General features: G+C 56.1%; 13 protein-coding genes. 3 read left to right on the top strand and 10 right to left on the bottom strand.

Going from position 1 to position 19,661, the window contains the following annotated elements; genetic code table 11:
• Positions 1-43: 43 nt before the first annotated feature.
• The 3 genes from THTE_RS14275 to nth all read right to left on the bottom strand — a co-directional run bounded on the left by THTE_RS14275 (position 44) and on the right by nth (position 3,187).
• Positions 44-1,717, bottom strand: a complete 1,674-nt coding sequence (locus tag THTE_RS14275) for an ArnT family glycosyltransferase (protein WP_095416059.1) — start codon at positions 1,715-1,717, stop codon at positions 44-46.
• 43 nt (positions 1,718-1,760) lie between these two features.
• On the bottom strand, positions 1,761-2,339 hold the full coding sequence (gene dcd / locus THTE_RS14280; protein ID WP_095416060.1) for a dCTP deaminase: 579 nt from the start codon (positions 2,337-2,339) through the stop codon (positions 1,761-1,763).
• A 119-nt stretch (positions 2,340-2,458) separates the two neighbouring features.
• A complete protein-coding gene (gene nth / locus THTE_RS14285) occupies positions 2,459-3,187 on the bottom strand; it encodes an endonuclease III (RefSeq protein WP_095416061.1) in 729 nt (242 codons plus the stop codon).
• 288 nt (positions 3,188-3,475) lie between these two features.
• Here nth and THTE_RS14290 point away from each other — a divergent pair, with 288 nt between their 5' ends.
• Together THTE_RS14290 and THTE_RS14295 are read left to right on the top strand one after the other, a co-directional pair.
• On the top strand, positions 3,476-3,925 hold the full coding sequence (locus THTE_RS14290) for a DUF309 domain-containing protein (RefSeq protein WP_095416062.1): 450 nt from the start codon (positions 3,476-3,478) through the stop codon (positions 3,923-3,925).
• 770 nt (positions 3,926-4,695) lie between these two features.
• Positions 4,696-4,911, top strand: coding sequence for a hypothetical protein (locus tag THTE_RS14295; protein ID WP_095416063.1), 216 nt, complete (start codon positions 4,696-4,698; stop codon positions 4,909-4,911).
• A 171-nt stretch (positions 4,912-5,082) separates the two neighbouring features.
• Here THTE_RS14295 and THTE_RS14300 read toward each other — a convergent pair whose 3' ends face one another.
• The 5 genes from THTE_RS14300 to THTE_RS14320 all read right to left on the bottom strand — a co-directional run bounded on the left by THTE_RS14300 (position 5,083) and on the right by THTE_RS14320 (position 13,755).
• Entirely contained in the window at positions 5,083-5,382 is a 300-nt protein-coding gene (locus THTE_RS14300) for a hypothetical protein (RefSeq protein WP_095416064.1), read from the bottom strand.
• Positions 5,383-5,628: 246 nt separating this feature from the next.
• Positions 5,629-9,999 (bottom strand): tetratricopeptide repeat protein, encoded by a 4,371-nt coding sequence (locus THTE_RS14305; RefSeq protein WP_095416065.1) that lies wholly within the window; start codon positions 9,997-9,999, stop codon positions 5,629-5,631.
• Between the two features lie 253 nt (positions 10,000-10,252).
• Positions 10,253-11,683: a replicative DNA helicase gene (dnaB, locus tag THTE_RS14310; RefSeq protein ID WP_095416066.1), complete on the bottom strand. Its 1,431-nt coding sequence runs from the start codon at positions 11,681-11,683 to the stop codon at positions 10,253-10,255.
• Between the two features lie 305 nt (positions 11,684-11,988).
• The gene (locus THTE_RS14315; RefSeq protein ID WP_095416067.1) at positions 11,989-12,900 is read right to left on the bottom strand and encodes an SAM-dependent methyltransferase; all 912 of its coding nucleotides are present in this window, start codon (positions 12,898-12,900) and stop codon (positions 11,989-11,991) included.
• Between the two features lie 249 nt (positions 12,901-13,149).
• Positions 13,150-13,755, bottom strand: a complete 606-nt coding sequence (locus tag THTE_RS14320; protein ID WP_095416068.1) for a hydrolase — start codon at positions 13,753-13,755, stop codon at positions 13,150-13,152.
• 282 nt (positions 13,756-14,037) lie between these two features.
• Here THTE_RS14320 and THTE_RS14325 point away from each other — a divergent pair, with 282 nt between their 5' ends.
• Positions 14,038-16,764 (top strand): M16 family metallopeptidase, encoded by a 2,727-nt coding sequence (locus tag THTE_RS14325; RefSeq protein ID WP_168175865.1) that lies wholly within the window; start codon positions 14,038-14,040, stop codon positions 16,762-16,764.
• Between the two features lie 150 nt (positions 16,765-16,914).
• Here the strand turns inward: THTE_RS14325 and THTE_RS14330 are convergent, their stop codons facing one another.
• On the bottom strand, positions 16,915-18,294 hold the full coding sequence (locus THTE_RS14330; RefSeq protein WP_095416070.1) for a hypothetical protein: 1,380 nt from the start codon (positions 18,292-18,294) through the stop codon (positions 16,915-16,917).
• 451 nt (positions 18,295-18,745) lie between these two features.
• Positions 18,746-19,654, bottom strand: coding sequence for a glycosyltransferase family 2 protein (locus THTE_RS14335; protein WP_095416071.1), 909 nt, complete (start codon positions 19,652-19,654; stop codon positions 18,746-18,748).
• Positions 19,655-19,661 lie beyond the last annotated feature (7 nt).

Consider the following 19,661-nt stretch of genomic DNA (forward strand, 5'->3'; position numbering starts at 1 on the left):
GAGGTCTCTGGTCGTCCGTTTCCGACATCCGCGCCGCCATGGTTTAAGGCGAGTTCTCGCTGGCGGACGCCGGAAGTTGAATGAGTCTGGCCAGCCAAACGCCCTGGCAAGAAAACTCGCTGACGACCGGCTGTTGCCGAATTTCCTCGGGAATTTGATCAAGGTCTGCTCGGCGATGGTACATAACCATCCACCTGGCGTTTTTGGGAGGTGTTTTTGCGCCCGCTGGCCATCCTACTACCACCATTTCTTTCTCCGCCAGGGCAGGCGAGCCAAGCAAGATGCCGGCCGCCTGATAGGGGGCCAAACTCGGCCCAAAGACCAGCGTCTCTCCTTTATTGGCACGTTGAGCGGCAGCTGCCAATAGGGGTTCTGTGAGCGCATCGCCCCAGTAATTCACTTCGAATCCCAGCCGCTCGGCGCCGGCCAGTCCACCCACCAGCAGATTGTAGTAGCTCAACCAAGCTGGTCTGAACGCCACCACACCGACCGCCTGGAGCGCAAACAAACTGCCCAGCACGAAGTGCGGGCCGTAACGGAAACAGTGCCATGTCATCCGCGATATCCATTCCCAGATCAATTGGGTGCCCCTCCCCACAAGCAATGACCACATGGAATACACCGGAAGAAACAGTCGAACGCCATCGTACACGGGCACCCTGGGTGCTGTGAAAATCGCCAGGAAGAACACGATCGTGCCCAAAAAAAGGAAATCCGCGGCATCCATCTGGGGAACAAATGTTGAAACCCTGCCTTGAGGCGAGCGAGGCAACCAGTTTGAGAAGATGGCGATGCTACCCGCGATGAGCAAACCAACCGGCACTGTGACGAGAAACATGACCCAGGCGTAATGTCTGGGAACAAGGGTATCGTCCCATACGCGGCCGAGGTAGAAAACGTGGATGGGGGTTCGCTGCGTGCTTGTTGAGAGGTACAGCCTGAGGTGCTCGAATGTGTCAAACCAAAGCCACGGCCAGCCGATGTAGAAGATCAAAAGCCCGCTGGCCAGCCAGCAAAAGGCGGGAACAACCCCTTTTGAACGTCGTTGCCAGACAATCCAGACCAGAATGGGTAGTCCGCACAGCAATCCGTGAAAACGTGTCAGCAGGGCCAGTCCCCACACGGAACCCGCCAGCGCGAATGCCCACCACCGCCCGCTTCGCTCTGCCACAACCACAGCCAGGACCGCAGCCGTGCACATCAGTACCGTGATGGCGTCAAGCGCGGCGAGATGGGAGTGTCCAAACAATCGAGGCATGAAAACGAGAGAACAACCCGCCGCAAGCCCCCCAATAAGCCCATACCGATGGACGCCCGCCCAACATATGAGAAACACCAACACTCCGAAACACACAGCGGTGCCGAACCGGGCCGGGGTGATGGCCAGTTGGGAGAGCTCCTGGGGGGCTGGATCAAACAGCCAGTGGAACCATCCAAGGATCCAGTTTCCCAGAGGTGGATGGACCGGTGGGCCCTCCGGCGACCAGGCGAAGGTTTCTTTGACACACTCCCGGGTAAAAAACCGTGATCCATGACGCAGCAGCGAGGCCACCAGCCGCTTGCCGTAACCCACGTGATAAAGTTCATCGCAGGTGACGCCTGGTCCTCCTCGTTCTATCGCCACATCATGGATCGTCAGTGCGGTGATGCCGATAGCCACCGCCAGTGCGGCAGCCAGCCTGGCGTACGGCGGAACAGGAGAAGAGGGCTCAGACATAAACGACCTGCGCCTGCGAAAAATTCAATTGCCCAGGAGCCCGTCAACCGTGAATCTCTTCGATGCCAAACGGCAAATTGGATCGCGGCTTGTTGCACAAATCGGGATTTAATTCTTTGAACAGGAGGCTCGGCTGAATGTCTTGATTGTCCTGGTACTTGTCGCTCTTGTACTCCTCGTACTCGCCCTTAATCTCATGATAAAAGATTTGACAGATCGGAACGCCGGGATATATGCGAACCGGCTGAATCGCGAACATTTCAAGGGTCCAGTAACCACGAAAACCCACGTCCCCAAAACCAGCAGTCACGTGGACGAAAAGCCCCAGACGGCCGACTGAGGAGCGGCCTTCAATCATCGGCACGTAGCCATATGTTTCGGTTCGCTCCACCGTCCGACCGAGATAAAGCTGGTGGGGGGTCAACACGAGACCTTCTTCCGGGATGATAAGCCGTCGCACGCGATTGGGTTTTCGCATGTCGAGGACCACTTCCTCGTAGATCATCAGCTCGTTGTGGAGGGTCAAATCGTAACTGTTGGAGTTCAACCTCGCGGGATTAAACGGTTCGATGATGATCTTCTTACCCAGTTGTGCCAGAATCTCTTTTCCAGAAAGGATCATGGTCTCTCCTCAGTCAGTCTGCGCTCCACAATAAACTGCCTTGTTTTGTTCAGCAACCTGGGCAGCGAATCAAACAGGTCCGCACAGCCCATGCAAACGCAAACGCAGAACACTGATTTTCAGCTCTCGCGACGACTTCGGGAAGTAGCCCGCTTCCCTCTCTTGGACTCAGACGAGCTGTCGGTCTTCCCCGGACTCTTCGTGTTTCCTTCCACCCCGATTTTTGGGCAAAAACTGTTCATGGGACATTCGCTGCAGCGGGGCTTTTTCGCGGTGCAATATTTCCGACCATGCTTGATCATCCGATGACCGAAAGGGATCCACTGATCCTGGGGAACGAGCCGCATGAGGTCCTGTTCAATCTTCTCCGGGTCTTTCTCAGTGGTGAGGCCCAACCGCTGACTGATGCGTGCGACGTGGGTGTCCACAACCACTCCCGAAGGGATTCCATAAGCGGTTCCCAGGACGACGTTGGCTGTTTTTCTTCCCACGCCGGGGAGCGTGACCAGATCGTCCATCGAGGGAGGAACCTTCCCGCCATATTTTTCATCCAGAATTCGGCAGCATTCCTGAATATTTCGGGCCTTGTTCCGATAAAAACCGGTACTCTGAATGTCCTTTTCCAATTCAGTCAATGGCACGGTCGCGTAGTCCCGGGCGGTGCGATACTTTCTGAAGAGGTCTTTTGTCACCTGATTGACGCGTTCATCCGTGCACTGGGCGGAAAGTATTGTCGCCACCAAAAGCTCCAAGGGATTGGTAAAATTGAGCGAGCAGGATGCGTCAGGAAACTCTTTCTCGAGTACTTCCAGGACTCGCCGAATGCGTTGCGTGGGACCAGCAGCCATTGCTATCCAGGATCTCCTTGGTGTGGACACCGTAATTCTGGGAGCACTCCCGACCCAGTGCCTTGGGTGTGCAAGAAAGCCCTCGCTGAATTTTGACATTGTCCCCTGGAGTTTACCGTTGTCAAGCGAGTTTGGGCGCGAAATTCGCTTCTCGTGCTGCCTGAGAGCAGTCAGACGGTAACCAGGACGCCTGTTATTCTCGGGCAGCGGCAAGACGCGGTCAGGAGTCGACAAAACGGTCAGGTGGTGGTTGGGACCCCTGTGGACCAGTCTGAAGGGCAATGACACATGGATCATCAAGCCCTCTTCTTGATGGGAGTGAAGCTTTTCAACGCAGGAGAGTTTTTCGAGGCCCACGAAGTTTGGGAGGAAGTTTGGAGGGAAAGCGAGGAGCCGGATCGGTCTTTTTATCAGGGATTGATTCAGTTTGCGGTGGCCCTCGCGCACCTGGAACGGGGGAACCAGGTGGGATTTGAGCGCCTGGTTCAGCGGGCAGAAGAGCACTTGGCGGGATTTCCAGCCTCATTTGGGGGCATTCGCCTGGGCGAGCTGCGACGGCAGGTTGCGGAGCTGGTTCAATGGGTGGCAGACCTAAAACCCGGCCATCAGCCATATCCGAGGGGGGATTCTTGCCATACGCTTAGGGAAAACGAAACTTCCCTTGCTAACATGTCGATTCTCGCGTTGATTTCCGGGGTGAAAATAACGCTTGACGGTGAGGCCACACCTCAAAGCTGATCGGGTCGGCATTTCTAAGCTTGATCGTCTTATAACACGTAATAAGCATAATGTGTGAATCTTTGGTTGGAATTGTGCTCATCCGTGGTATGTCTTCTTGTGTGCAGTAAGACCCCGCATCACATACGGCCGGGAGCTGCTTGAGGTGCGTCCGCGGCACTCGGAAAGGATCACTGGGATTGCCTTGGTTACCGACGGGCTTTCCGGGAATTCTCAGATCGGCCGTTCCCTGAACCGGGGCTTGCAAAGGTTATCGGTTTTGGAGATACTGAAAAGCGTGAGGTCGAAAAGACCGGCGCTCAGGTTATTGACAAATCCCGCCGATACTTCATACAATGAGGCTTAGACTGGGCGGGGAGGGAGTACGGTCTACGCCCTAGTTGGGCCCGCTTTGCCTGTGATCGGCTGGGGTCGCTCAATCGGGCTTGCCAAGGCGGCACGTTTCGAAATTGTCCTACCGTAGTTATCCGCCTTGTCTGTAGTTCCGTCGGTGCAAGTCAACTCCGCACAGGCGAACATTGCTTGCGTTCAGAGACTCGGCAGGCAGACCGTTTTGTCCAGCTAAGGTCTGCTCTACCGATGTCGATCACACGGTAGTAAAGCCTGCTGAGAAAGTCCCCACTGGGGGACCACTGCCAAAAGTTGGCAGGGCAACTGTGTTTTGGGGCGATGGCGAACCATTTCGTCGCCAAGAATATTGTGGTCGGTAGTGTTGGTGTCAGGTGTCTGTTTGTGGTTCTTGCGAGTGAACCTAGAAAGAGAGGTGTCCCATGCGAAACGTCTTCGATGCCATTAGCGAATTCGGTCACGATGAGGATTTCGATCCTGTTCCCACTGAAGAGTTTGTTCCCACCGATGCTCCTGCGGGTTCTCGGGCTAAATTGGAAGTGCTGGCGGAGCGTGTCCGGAAAGGCCTTCCGCTTTGGCATCCATTGGATCGAAGTGACTACAGCGGCCTGACCGGCGCTGTCGAGCCGCGCGACTGAGGCTTGTTTTTCGCGAACCGCCCGAGAGCCCGCCGAGTTCTCCTCTGTCCCTGGTGTCGTTCTTCGAACCGACCGGACAGACGTTGCTCGGCGGGTTTGTCTTTTCTTGGCAGGTTAAACAGGTCGGAAAGGTTAGATTGGAAATGGCGAAGACGCCGCTCCCGCGGAAAGCTAGGGGAGAGATGGCGGTTCCACCGGTGCGCGGGCTACGAGATACCGCTCTCCTGCCGCGTTGTAAAAAAGTACATCCTGCCTCTCCAGGTCCCAAATGGCCATAACTTTCATGAGCCGGGGACCCTGCACACAAAAAAGGGCTGCACAAGGAGCCCCCTTGCGAAAGAAGTAGCTCTCCTGCATCGGAAAAATCCCCGGCTCCAGTTGATTGGTTTCACAGAGGGTCTGATACACAAATTGCCGAACTTGTTCAGGAATGTCCGGCACATGCTGGAGAGGTTGACGCGGTGCAATCATGGGATGCTCATCTGGATGCTGCTGGGCAGGCTTGTGCAGGAAGCTCGGCTCCGGTGCCAAAAGGTTGGAAGCCAGGATATGTCACTTATCGACCATCCTGCCGAACCATCTTTCGCCCAACCGGGATGAGACGCTCTGCGGGAGTTACGGGAAATAAATGAACAATTCCCGTCGCGCAAATTCGACCAACCAGGAAAAACCAGGTTGGTCAGCGGGTAGGCGGTTATGTCCTGACGGGGCGATTCCTCACGAGGCGGCCACCAGCGGTCCGAGCTTTCGGGCCAGTTCGTCAAAATGGGATCGTTCCAGGGGATGGAGAGATTCTTTTTTCAGTCCCAATTTGACACCTGCCTGAAAAGCCTCAGCCGCCTCTTTGTTTTTCCCAAGTTGGGCCAGTGCTTGGGCGGCGTGGAAATAAAGAATTCCTGAAGGCTGGTCGTCCAGCGCTTCCTGAAGGATGGCGGTTGCCTGTTGCGGTTTGCCCTGCGCCATCAAAACCATGGCATAAGTATCGAGAAGATTGGCACCTGGGCCCGCTATGTTGATGGCTGTTTTGATGAGCTTTTCAGCCTCGTCGACGCTTGCCTTGCGAAGCGCCAAAATGGCGGCAAGGTTATTGAGGGCGATGATGTTTTTGGGATCTCGTTTGAGGACTTCGCGATATGCTTGTTCGCTTTCCGGAATGCGCTCCTGCAATCCATAAAAGTCGCCGAGAAGCAAAAGAAGAGATAGCGGTCGGTCGTGTTTTTGAAGGGCAGCGAGAACAATCCTTTCCACGCGGTCAGCAGCCGTCCGGTCTTGGTACACACGCCCCATGATGACCGTGGTGGCCACCCGCACGAGCGCCAAGTCGGCACTCTCCCAATTTTTTTCCAGCAGATCGAGCGACTCAGCCAGGCGGTCATGGCGGGCGAGGAAGGCAGCCAAAAGTACCGCTGCCTCGGGGTTCTTGTCCACGAACCGACGATAGATCGCTTCTGCAGTGGCGACGAAGCGCTTGGCCTCGTCGGGCTTGCCGATACGGGCGAGATAACCTGCGAGATATTCTGCCGTATCTCCTGCCAAAGCCCAACGAATCTGCTGGAGCCGTTCTTCCTCAGAAAGGGTTTGGGAATTGGCTTCCCCGGACGGCGTGCCGGTTGCAACCGTTTTTTCGCTATGCTGTTGGGAAGATGACGCATCAGACAGTTGTCCCGGCGACTTTTCGTCTGTCTGGTTGGCAAAGTCTTCGAGTAACTTGAGTGCCTCGTCGGAGCGGCCCTGCATCGTCCATAATCGAGCGCGGAGCGCCACCACGTTCATGTCGTCCGGGACCAGTTTTTCGAGCTGGCCAAGCCAGATCTCGGCCTCCGATGTTTGCGACTGATCAAGGAGGAATGTAACGTAGCGACGGACATACCGGGGTTCGTTGCCGTGTGACGCCAGGAGTGTCCGCATATGTCGGGCAGCGTTGGAGATGTCTCCGTCGGCCATGTAGAGCTGGGCCAAAATAAATCGATCTTCGGGCGTCGCGGCACTGTACTCGTTGACGACTTTTTCCAGAAGTTGGCGACCCTCGATTCGCTTTTTACGCTGTGGGTGAGCACTTAACAGAAGGGCCTCCGCACGAAGGTCCTGAATCGAGGGCTGCTGACCAGCCGTCCGGTTCTGCCGAATAAGTTCCAGTCCTTTTTGAAGGTTCTCGTATCCTCCCTGCGCTGCAAGCAGGAGAGCCATGCTCCGCCGTCCCCAGACGACGTCCGTTTCGGGAGCCTGAACCTGTCCACTTGTGATTCTTTCCAACTGGGCGCGGGCCGAGTCAGCACGGCCGGTCCGCAGGTAGAATTCCGCCACCTGCCGAATGATTGCGGGGTTGTCGGGTGCGATGGCGAGCGCCTCCTGGTACTGCTTTTCCGCCTCGTCGATCTGGCCGAGCACTTCGAAGACCTGGGCCATCACAAGCGGCGCGATCCCGCCTTCAATTCTCTGCCGTGCTTCATCGACAGTCTGCTTGGCTTTGATTTGATCGCCGATCCTTGCGTAGAACTGTACCAGTGCCACCCATGCATCAGTGGATTGGGGTGCCAGCTCGACCCCTTTGCGAAATTCTTTTTCAGCTTCCGCAAGAGCCGCGTCTGCCTCAGCGGTGCGCCCTTCTGCTCGATAACGCAGCCCCAGGACAGCCTGTACTGTGGCGTACCAGACGTGATCACGGTAATCCTGGGAGGTTGACGCTGCCCGTCTTGCCAGCTCGAGCGCCCGCTCGTAATCTTCCAATCGCAGAGAGACCGTGGAGGCCAGGCGTTCCAGATCCGACGAGAAGGGTGCCTGCTGCTCTTCCAGGGTGCGGATGATCTTATCGGCCTCCAGGAAACGCTGCTCCCCATAAAGTAACTGCACAAGTCGCCGCGCCGTCACAATGCTGCGATCCCCCAAGCTGATGGCTCGGCTGTAGGCATTGATGGCAGCGGTGGTATCTCCGAGCAGATCGTAGATTTGTCCCTGAAGGGCGGGTACCCGCATCCAGTTCGGCCGGAGCACGCTCGCCCTTGCCAGATGGTCCAGGGCCTGTCGGAGTTGATCGCGGTTTTCACCTTTGGACTCGAGAAACAGCCGAACGGCTTCACCGTAATGCCAGATAGGCCCGCGTCCTTCGATCCGCGCGATCTCGTCGAGAACGGGCTTCAAACTGGCCACATCCTGGGCCCGAATGGCCAAGTCGAAAAGGAGCAACCGCACTTTCAGATTGTTCGGCGCCAGACGGCTCAGTTCATCGCACCACTGTCGGGCGGCATCAAAATCAGAGAACTGGATTGAATAGCCCACCAGAACGCTCAAGACTCGCTGGCGATCTTGGTCGGGGAGCTTCTCGGCAGCCCTGGCGATGTCGCGAAATACTTTTTTGGCTTGTTCTTCGCCGGCGCGGGCAGCAAGCCGAGCCCGGGTGACCAGAATGTCGGCCGATTCTCCGAACTTTGCGGTTAGCTCCTGAAGCAGTTTTTCGGCTTCTGTGAACTGCCCTCGATGCTGGTCCAGTGCCACTCTGGCTAGCCCAACTTCCACGCGGTCCGGATTATCTTTTTGAGCCTGTTGAAGAATTTTTTCGGCTTCCTGGGGTTGATTGTCGGCAACAGCGATTTCCGCTCGCAGCACAGCAGCCTGGGCCCGAACTTGCGGATCTTTTTCCAGCACGCTTAGAAGTTGGGTGACCTCTTGCCAGTTTCGCTGAGTCCGGGGTTGGCCCAAATTCTTCAGGATAAGCAGCCGGCAAAGGTCAAGTACAACAGCCGACGTCGCTTTCCCCATCGTCACCAGAGCGCGATAATCTTCAATCGCGTCGTCCACGCGCCCCAATTCGAGAAACGCCGCCGCCCGCCCCAGCCGGGCCTGTGGCCAAAGGGGGTCTTGGGTGGCAGCTTTTGAGTACGACGCCAGACTCTGGTCCATGTTGCCCATCTGGGCATAACACAGCCCCAGGTAAAAATCCACTTGTTTAAGCAGGTCGGGCACATTGGTCAGGTCCGGCCGGATGACTTCCAATTTGCGCGCGGCCTCAAACCATTGACCGCGGGCCAGAAGCAATCGGGCTCTCAACCATTCCAGCCGCGAGAGCGGGTACCGAGTTTGACTCAGCTCTTCGATGGCTTTTTCGGCGTTTTTTTCATCTCCCTGATTGAGACTCATCTCGGCCAGGTTGGCCAAGACCGCTGCCTTGTCGCTCACTTTGGTCAATGCATTCTGAAGAGTGGCCAGGCCCTCATTCGGCTGTCCCTGCGCTGCCTGAATTGCGGCGAGCAACGTGTAACCGTCCGCTCGCTGGGGATCCAACGCGATGGCTTTCTCCGCCCAAGCGCGAGCAAGATCGAGCTGCTCGAGCCGCCGAGCGCAGTCCGCGCCAAGAATAAGAAAATCCACATCATCGCTCTTCTTGGCCAAAATTTCCTTGGTATATTGCAGAGCCTGATCGTATCGATCGGACTGGTAGTAGTAAACGGCCGCTGTTCGCAGCGCTTCCTCATTCTTTACCGCGGCCAGCATCTTGCTGATCCACTCGTCGGCCTTCTGCGGATCCTTGAGCTCGGGATCATAACGATAGATTCCCGCGAGTTGGGCATAAGCCTCCGCCAGCTCCGGTCGTAAACTGATGGCTTTGTCAAGAGTTCGCACCGCTTCTCTCGATTGGCCGAGGCCACGCTGGCACCGGGCGAGCTTCGTTAATAACTCGGCATCATCGGGATTCACTTTAAGCAGATATTGGTTGAGATGTTCCTCCGCATCGCGAAAACGTCCTATGTTGAGAAGCACATCCACGAGCATCCTGCGGGCTTCGGTACGCTCCGGGTCCTGCCGCAAAACCGTTTCCAACCGAAAATAGGCAGGCCCGTATGCGCGAAGCTCAATAAGCAGTTCCGCGAATTGCTGCTGAGCATCCAGGTCCTGTGGCACGAGTTCCGTGTACCACTGGAAGTTTTTCGCCGCGACGTCACGGCGACCCTCTTTCAAGGCGGCTTGTGCCCGTTCAAGAAAGACCCGGGCATTTCTTCGCAGTTGGTAACCGTGCAGGAAATACGTGCCCGTTCCCAGCAGAATGACCACTGCAACGAGAATGACGACGAAGCGCTTGTTGATCTTTCTCATGCGATGGAGGCCCCATCAAACCTTCGCAGCTTTACCTACCTGGCATATGACGATCGATTGCACCACCGCACCCAATCCGCCCGGCTTATTTTGACCCGATCTGTGGCATGGCAGGCGCCATACGTGTATTCCCGGCGGCAATGCAGTCTTCGTCCATTATAGCTTGCCGGGACATCGCAAGCATCTTGTAACCGTCCGCTGCGTTCCTGAGCGCCGCGGCTTACCAGGTGGGTCTCGCACCCTTCAAAATCCCCTAAAATGGGGCATCCTCCGCAAAGTCGCCGTAGGCAACTTCGCTATACTCAGCAGGGGCTGCATTTTCGAATCGCGTGAATTCCTCACGCCAGACAAGTTTCACATCCCCGACCGGACCATTACGCTGCTTGGCCACAATCACCTCAGCCAACCCGCACAATCCCCGAGCTTGGGCTTCCTCTCGGGTGTGGTAATACTCTTCGCGATGGACAAACATCACCACGTCGGCGTCCTGCTCGATGGCGCCCGACTCGCGAAGATGACTCAATCGGGGCCGGTTGTCTTTGACAACTTCCGTCTGACGATTGAGCTGGGCGAGGCACAAAATAGGAATTTTCAGTTCCCGGGCGAGAGTTTTGAGACGCCGCGTGATTTTTGCCACCTGTTCCTGACGGGGATCCTTGGGGTTATCTGGCTCGATCAATTGCAAATAGTCGATGACAATGAGTCGCAAGCCCTCGCGTCGTTTGAGGCGTCTGGCTACCGCAGCGATTTCGGTTACCGTACGGCTTGGCGAGTCATCGATGAGCAACTTTCCGCGGCTCAGTTCACCGGCGGCTCGGACAAGTTTTTCCCTGTCTTCCGCGGAAAGAAAACCACTGCGAAACTTATGCCCGTTTATTTTTCCCCGCGAGCAAAGCATTCGCTGAATCAATTCCAAGCGAGACATTTCCAGGCTGACGAAAAGCGTTGTCAAGCCCGCGTCCACCGACACATGCTCCGCAATATTCGTGGCGAGGGCTGTTTTCCCCATACTTGGCCGGGCAGCCAGAATGATGAGCTCGGAATCGTGCAGGCCCCCGGTCAGTTTGTCGAGATCGGTGAAGCCCGTCGGCACCCCGGTAGCCTCACCCTGCATGCGCCGGTCGATCATTTGAAACGCCTCAAAGAGCACGTCGCTCACCGGCACGACATCCCCTGTGGATCGGCGGTCACGAACTGCCAGGATCCGCTCTTCGGCACGATTGAGGATTTCCCGCGGCTCGAGACTCAAATCGAATGCGTCACGCACGATGTCCGTACCGGCTTGAATCAATGCTCGCAGAAACGCGTGGTTGCGCACTATTTCTGCGTAGTAGACAGCATGGCTAGCCACCGCTACGGACTGGGCAATTTCTGCGAGATATGGGGCCCCGCCAACTGTTTCGAATTCCCCGTGCCGCCGCAACTCTTCGACCAGGAGCATCAGGTCGATTGTGCGGTTCGCCGCGTGCATCTCGAGGAGCCGAGCATAAATCCGCCGATGGGCGTCCACATAAAAGTCTTCTGGCACGAGCACTGTGGCCACATCGTCCAGCGTCCGCGGGTCAAGCAAGACGCTCCCCAGCACAGCCCTTTCCGCCTCAACACTATGAGGGGGAACACGCCCCGCCAGCTCCCCCAGCGGGCCTTGTGTGCCTCGTTCCTGCCGTGAAGCCTCAGTCGCCACGGTTCCCTCCGTTATGGTGTGCCATTATTTTCAAGGAAAATAAAGAATAGGTTTATGCGGTTCGAATTGTCGTTTACCGGATCATCTCCTTCCGTCACTCTATTCGTCCCCGGGCGAATCGACAAGCAGGCAACCGGAGACACGCGAGGCTTGTCGTCTCATTGACCACATTTCCAAAAAGAACGGGCAGGACCGCTGGGGGGAAACGGCCTGCCCAATGGGAGCACGCAGCGTCGCGCCACATGCTCACGTCAATTGTTCTAACGCGTCGCTTTCTCCAAGCCGATGCTCAAAAACTGCATCCATCAGTGCGTTGATACACTCGCCCCACTGCTCACCGATTGCATTGCCGGTGCATTTGACACCGACGTGGTGGCAGGAGACTTCTGCCGATAGGTGAGAAAATCACCAACGTAGATTAAATACTCAAAGGGCAGAGATTTCGGATCCACTTTGTCCCGGATCGTGGCGAGTGTGCCCTCGATCACGTCCTCCTTCTCCTGATAGCCAGCGTATTTGACGATAGCCACAGGCGTGTCCGGCGGATAATGGGTTTTGAGCTTCTCAATGAAGTAGTCGAACTCCGCACGCATCGTGAAAATGACCATGGTGGCTCGATGGACGGAGAGACTTTCCACCGTATCTGTTTTTCCTGGCCAATCGTTAGCGGTGAGGATCACCGATTTGGTTTTCGGGGCGTTCGTGACGCCTCGGCGAAGCGCGGCATTACCAGCGTTGAAACAACTCACTCCCGGTACAACCACCGGGTTTAGATCGGTAAACTCTTCCAGACACCAGGCCCATGGCCCGTAAATGAGAGGGTCCCCACTATCGAGAATGGCCACCACTTTTCCCTGGCCGACGGCCTGCCGCACCTGCGAGATGAACGCGTTCCTTTTCTCCGCCAGAGCCCGGGCGCGCGGTTGCTCCGCCTCGGGAAGTGAGTTGATGTCCTGCCCATAGTACTCAAAAAGTCGCCAGTAACCCGTGATAACCTGCTTTCCGGTCAAATAATCGGAGAATTTCTTTTCCAATCCGTCGGTGCAGTAGATTACGTCGGCATGGCGGATGGCTTCCACTGCCCGCAGCGTGATGAGATCCGGATCACCAGGCCCAACTCCGACCAGGTAAAGGGAACTTCGGGGAAGCTCGGCGAAAACGCTCCAGCTCCAACCGATCCAGCACACCCACAACAAAATTGTCAGCGGTCTTTTCATAACTCACCCTCGCACTTTCTCAGGAGATTTCAGGAAGCGTCGTGTGCATCAAACTGGTGCGGCTGCTGTTCCACCTTTTGCACGCGACACTTCCTCACTTCGGGAAGAAACACTTTAGCCAACTGTCCAATGGTGCTCGCTTGCTCTGGGTCAGGATCCTGCCAGTGTTACTTCTTGTGAAAAGATAACACCAATGCGCAAGAGCGACAAGGGGGCAATCTCACTAACAGAAATGTATCGCGGCAAAGCTCAGGATACTGCGGCAGATTCGCCTGGCGGAAATTCGCGCGCCAGCTGGCTGATCTGTTTGAATTCGGCAGTCCCCGCGCGAATGCACCATTCAAACAGCGCGGCCTCCGTAGTTGTGATGACGGCGCCCGCCAACTCCATCCGGCGCAGAGCGATCTCGTAATCTATTCGGTGCCGCGATCCCACCGCATCTGCCGCGACGTACACCCGCCAGCCTGACGCAAGAAAGTCCAGCACCGTTTGCTGAACGCACACATGCGTCTCGATGCCGCAGACGAGGAGACGGCTCAGCCCCGCTTGTTCTGCTTCTTCGAAGAGTGACCAGCATTCCCGGCAACTGAACATGAGTTTTTCCGGAATTGGCCCGAGTCGTTCCCGCAGCGGCGATACCGTTGGCCCCAGGCCCTTGGGGTACTGTTCCGTTGCCAGGATGCGAATACCAAGAATCCTCGCGGCATCGAGAAGCCGCCTGATGTTCCAGACCACCTTTTGATGATCGTGGATATGGGGGACGAGCTTTTCCTGGACATCAATGACCAGGAGACCAGTGTCCTGGGGAGACATCAACTCCGGGCTTCGAGGAGGAATTCTCGTCGGTTCTGACATGCGGCACTCGGTGTCATGCTCATTGGTAGCACTGACAAATCAGCAGGAAATTATGGCTTATAATATCAAACACACCGGCCTGCGGACAAGAAGTGGGGCCGAACGACACCCCAAACCGCAAAAATCCCGGTTCGCGGGCCCTTGTTTGAGGTGGCGGCGATTCACGACCATGATCACAGCCCGCCGTGGGTGGACGTTGAAACCCCGAGCGTAATAATGAACAGGTTAAACTCGAACGGGCTCAGGCCCACCGGAAGAGCTTGTAACGAGGGAGATCACCCGATGACGATGAAAACACTGGGTCAATTGAACGTGGTGCGGCACGGACGGTTTTGGTTGTTTCTCGGTCTCAGCGTGATCGCAATGGTGAGTATGAACACTCTTGGAATGTCCCAATCTCCATCGGAAACTGACGACGGTGTCCCCACAATCACAAAGCGTCAGGTTTACCCGCAGGGTGTGACAGTGGCGGAACTCTCTAATGGGCTGACCATCATCGTCCAGGAGAACCACACGGTACAGGCAGCGACCGTGCGGTGTTATGTCAGGTACACCGGAAGCGTTTACGAAGCCGAACATATGGGGGCGGGACTCAGCCACGTTCTGGAACATGTTGTGGCCGGTGGAACCACAACTAAGCGGACGGAGAAGGAGATCGCCGCGATCATCGACCGATTTGGGGGCAAGACCAACGCGTATACCACCACGAATTTCACCTGCTATTACATCGATTGTCCAGCACGCCACGTCAAGGAAGTCATCGAATTGCTGGCTGATTCCATGCAGCGGGTGGCATTCGAACCCAAGGAATTTGAGCGAGAACTGAAGGTCGTCAAGCAAGAGCTGGCCGACGGGGAAGTCAGCCGCTCCCGCGTGCTCTGGAAATTGCTCAATCAAACACTCTATTTGGTGCACCCAGCCCGACATCCGGTTATCGGATATCTGGACGTTCTCAATCACACGAGCAACGAGGCCATCATCCAGTTCTATCGGGCCCGTTACACCCCCAATAATCAGGTCTTTGTCGTGGTGGGCGATGTTCAGACGGATGCCGTCATTCAGCAGATCGCAGAACAGTATCGCGGAATTCCCCGTGCCGCGGAGACATACATCCCGTTGGAAGAGGAACCGGCGCAACTGAGTCCGCGGCGAGCTGTTCGGGAGATGGAAGGAGACGCCACGGACATTGCCATCGCCTGGCCCACTGTGAAGTTGACCGATCCCGACCTTTATCCCCTCGATGTTCTGGCGGATATCCTGGCCCGCGGCGAATCGTCACGCCTGGTTCGGCGGTTGCAACGAGAGAAGCCCCTCGCTCTCCGCGTCGATGCAGCCAGTGCGACGCCGGAGTATGTCCGAGGATGGTTTGGAATCCTGGCGACCTGTCCGCCAGAAAATTATGAGGAAGTCCGACGCATCATTCTCGAAGAAGTGTATCGTCTTCGCGATGAACTGGTTCCCGAGAATGAACTTGCCCGGGCCAAAAAGAAAAAAGTTTCCGATTGGATCTTCGAAAGAGAGAGTCTGCAGGCCACCGCGGAAAGTCTTGCACGAAGCTATCTCGCCACCGGCGATCCGCTCTTCGACAAGCTCTATACAGAACGCATTCAATCGGTCACCAGTGAGCAACTTCGGGAAGTGGCACGCAAGTATTTCGTTCCGGATCGGCTCAACGAAGTCGTCATTGCGCCATTGGGACGCGCACCCAAAACCGCATCCGAGGGCATGCAAAGCGAAGAATCAGACATACGACTCGTTCGTTTGCCGAATGGATTGCGCGTGCTGGTCAAGCGGCAGGCCCGATTGCCGATCGTCACCATGCAGGTGGCCATTCTTGGCGGCAATCTCCTGGATACGCCCGAAACGGCAGGCAGAACGGCACTGCTTGCGGGAATGCTCGACAAGGGGACTCGCCACTACACGGCGGACCAGATTGCCGAACTGTTCGACGACCTGGATGCCCGCGTGGGCTTTCTCCCTAGTCGCAACACGGTTGTCGCCAGTCTGAACATTTTGAAAGAGAATTTCGCGAAGGCGGGAGACCTGGTGACGGAATGTTTGCTGGAACCCCGATTTGATGAGGGTGAATTTGCCAAAGTCAAGAAACTGGTCTTGGATGCGATCGCTCAGCGAAGTGCGATTCCACAGGCGGAAGCGCAGGAGCTTTTCGCGGACTTACTTCCAGCAGATTCACCTTATCACATTCTGATCGGTGGAAAGCGGGAAACTGTGGAGCGACTCTCGCTGGATGACATCAAGCAGTACCATCGAGTGCTGCTCAATCCAGCGAACATGGTCGTCGCGGTGTTCGGTGATATCAATCCCGACGAAGCGGTGCGCCTGGTAGAGAAGTGGTACGGTCAGCTCTCACCGCCCGCAGATGCCCCCAAGATCAGTTTCGATCGCAATAACGCCATACCCCAGGTTGTTACCGGACACAAGCAAGTCCAGAAACCGACGGCCGTGCTGGTGATGGGGTATCCCGGGCCGAGCATTCGCGATGAGGCAGACTACACCGCGATGATGGTCCTCGACACGATCATGTCGGGATATGATTACCCGGGCGGCTGGTTGCATGAGGAACTTCGCGGGGCAGGGCTGGTTTACGGAGTCCATGCCCTTCAATTGACCGGGCCGGCACCGGGTTACTTCGTGATCATGGCTCAAACGAGACCGGAGACACTGGCTGAGGTGGTTCAGCGGGTGCTGAAGAATGTGGAGAAGGCCAAACAGGGCGAGATCACTGAGGAGGAGTTCGAGCGGGCGAAAGAATTGCTCATCTCCTACCATGCTCAGCAGAACATCACCATCGCAGCGCGGGCCACCCAGGCTGCGCTCGATGAACTGTACGGGCTTGGATATGACTACGACAAGAAATTTGATGAGCGGGTCAAGGCGGTGACGCTGGAGGATGTCAAACGAGTCGCCAGGAAATACTTTGGCCCATTCGTGCTGGCAACCGTTTCACCCGCACAGTCATTTGAGCTTCCCACCTCGCAAAACCGGTAGCAGTTTCTTCTCCGGCGTGCTGGAGAAGCGGACTTTCAGGACCGAGCCGCTCCGGAGACGTGAAGTCAACAATTTCCACCATGTAAAAAAACGCCGGCCAACCGAGGCCCTCGGTTGGCCGGTGGAAACCGTCTGAGGAGTACTCGGGAATCAGAACCCGTAGCGGACCATCACCTCAAATCGAGTGCTGTCGGCAGGGTCCTTGGCTACCCAGTTTGTTTTCCATTGCTGCACCTCGAAACCCAGGATGAATTGCTTCGTCACATCATAGGTGACATTCGCAAAATAGAATTGGTTGTAACTCCGCTGTCCGGGGCTGAGGTCCTGATTGAACGGATCGTCGATCGAATAACCCGCATGGCTGTGAAGTCGCTCTGTCCAGTCGTACCACACGTCCACCCAACCGCCAGTGGCCCGGATGGTATTTCCCCGTGCGAGATTGACACCCTGAACAATTCCACCTAAGTAAGCACCGAGGTTTTCCCCGGTAAAGAACTCGCCCTGGACCCCAAATCGCGGTGTGATGGGATATTTCACATCCACATTGAAGGACCAAGTTCGGAAGTCTTCCTCGGTGACTGGTGGGCCGGGAAGGTAGAACATCTGCTCACCGATGTGACCCGAAATGCCAAACTCCAGGGGGCGGTAGCCGGGGCCCCGTGGCCCGACGGTAAAACCTAATCGACCTTCAACGACGGGCCACTCGGCGTGCTCGGCCACCACATTACCGCCAATCTCGGATGCGATGTCGGCATTGATGGATGCCTGTGCTGTGACGAGCAGTACGTCAGAGAAATGGTAGTAGCGCTCAGCGCGAAACTGGGCGCGCCGATATCCGATGTTTCCAGCCCCCCAGCCTACTGAATACATGATCGTGCCCGGAAGCAGAGGTGAAATGACGTCCCAGGTCTGACCCGCCAACAGGCGGAAGTACTCGTTTTTCACCTCGACATAGGCGTGACGAAGCAGAACGCTCCCACGGTTTTCCGTCTGAAACGCTCCTTGAAAGTCGAATTCCACTTTTCCGCCGGTCTGGGCACATCCAAACCGCGGCAGCATCGGTCCAACAAAGTCAATACCCAGCCGGGTTGACTTGCCGTCCACGTGCCAGGCTCCTTCCGGACGATCGTCTGGCGAAAATACATAGAGCGTATAATCCCCCATATTGGAGTGAAGTGTCTCATAGGAAGTACTCGCCCAAAGGTACCCATACGGAATGATCTGGATGTCCCCTTTGGTCCAGGCGAGCTTTTTCATTTCCGCCCGAATCTCATCCATCGAGGGAGCCGCGGGCTGAGCTGCTTCCGTTTCAAATGCCACCGGATCACCGGTCACCCGCGGCAGGGCTACTGGTTGAGTCGCCTGAAGCGCTTCCAATTCCGCACGCAGACGCTGGGTTTCTTCTTCGAGCTGGCGAAGACGGGCCTCTGTCAGATCGTCAAACTCGCCAGCCAACGCTGCTGGAGGAGAAGCCAGCCCTCCTGCAATAAGCAGCAGAAGTAAAAGCTTAATCCCGGAAGCTCGACACATGGGGAACTCCTTTTCCCAAAAACTGGTGAGGTGTTAACCATCCCTGAACACCGCTGAGAGCCGCGGATCTGCTCGACGAAGACGGGACTGGGCCAATTCCCTGAAACCCTTTCCCGGTGCGCAAAACCAAACCCGCTGCAAAGGCCGCCGCGGAGCGTCGTCGCCCGCAATCGCGACAGAACCGTTAACTCATCCAATTCCGTCGCGTTTCGCATTGTTCTTACAGGAGTAATCGTCAGTAAAAAGCGCGCCTTGGATTCAGGCGGGAGAAGTTCTGTCAGAATCGAATCGCGAAAAGGCAGCATCGGGGTAAATTTTGTCGAAAAATGCGAAAACTTACGCCGGCGGGTTTAAAGTTTCGCTGGAACTCTCTAATGCCGGTTACAATGCGCCGCCTATGACTAGGAAAACTGCGCAGAGCGGGCAACTTGGTGGGAATGAAAGACCCAACTCAAGAATGGGCCAATTCAACACGCGAGGATGAATCCGCACCGATTCCTGTATCGAAAGTGACGTCAGACCGTTTCGGAAGGTGTGCGAAGGCATCGTTCTCGGCTGCCGAACTTCCGCGTGTTAGTTCTGCTGTACGCGGATGTGCGATCGCCCAAAGTTTCAGGTAAGTTTGAAAAGTGGTGACGGCATTATCAACAGCGACAAGAAAACCGCCCATCCCATCCAGAAACCCCATTTTGACTATGAACGACTTGACAAAGGCCGTGATCGGACGCAACGTCAAGTCCCACAATCGCGCACGTTTGCCCCGCTTCCACTTTTCCAAAGCCCCTACAGTGGAGTATCGGTTCTTCTTTTGATACCACCTGTCCAAACAGGTGCATGTCCAGTGCTCAAGGCGCCCTTGCAAGATGCCAACTCTGCCTGTCGAAACCACAACTTTTTCGTGGATGGCCCCTGCGTCGTAATTGGCGACGGATTTTCGAAACAGGCGGACAACCTTGTGATTCCAAGCTCCGTGCCTGATGCGATAGCCGAGGTAATAGTGGTCAAATCCTACGAGAAATGCGTCTGGACAATCGCTTTTTGAAAGCACTTTGTCAATTTCCCGACGCAACGCCGGTGTCATCCGTTCATCGGCGTCCAGGACAAGAACCCAATCGTGCCGACACTGGTTGACCGCCCAGCCTTTGAACGAGCCAAAGCTGATGAATTCGCGCTGGATTAACCGACACAATCGGGGATGCGCAGTGCAGAAATCGTGAGCGATGGCCAGTGTTTTGTCAGTCGAACCGCTGTCCGCGATCAGGATTTCATCTGCCCAGCCGAGTACAGATTGGACGCACGCCGCTAAGTGGTGCTCCTCGTCTTTACAGGGGATGACCACGCTGATCGGTGGCCGATGCATTCTCCTC

This window comes from Thermogutta terrifontis, from assembly GCF_002277955.1.
GTDB lineage: Bacteria > Planctomycetota > Planctomycetia > Pirellulales > Thermoguttaceae > Thermogutta > Thermogutta terrifontis.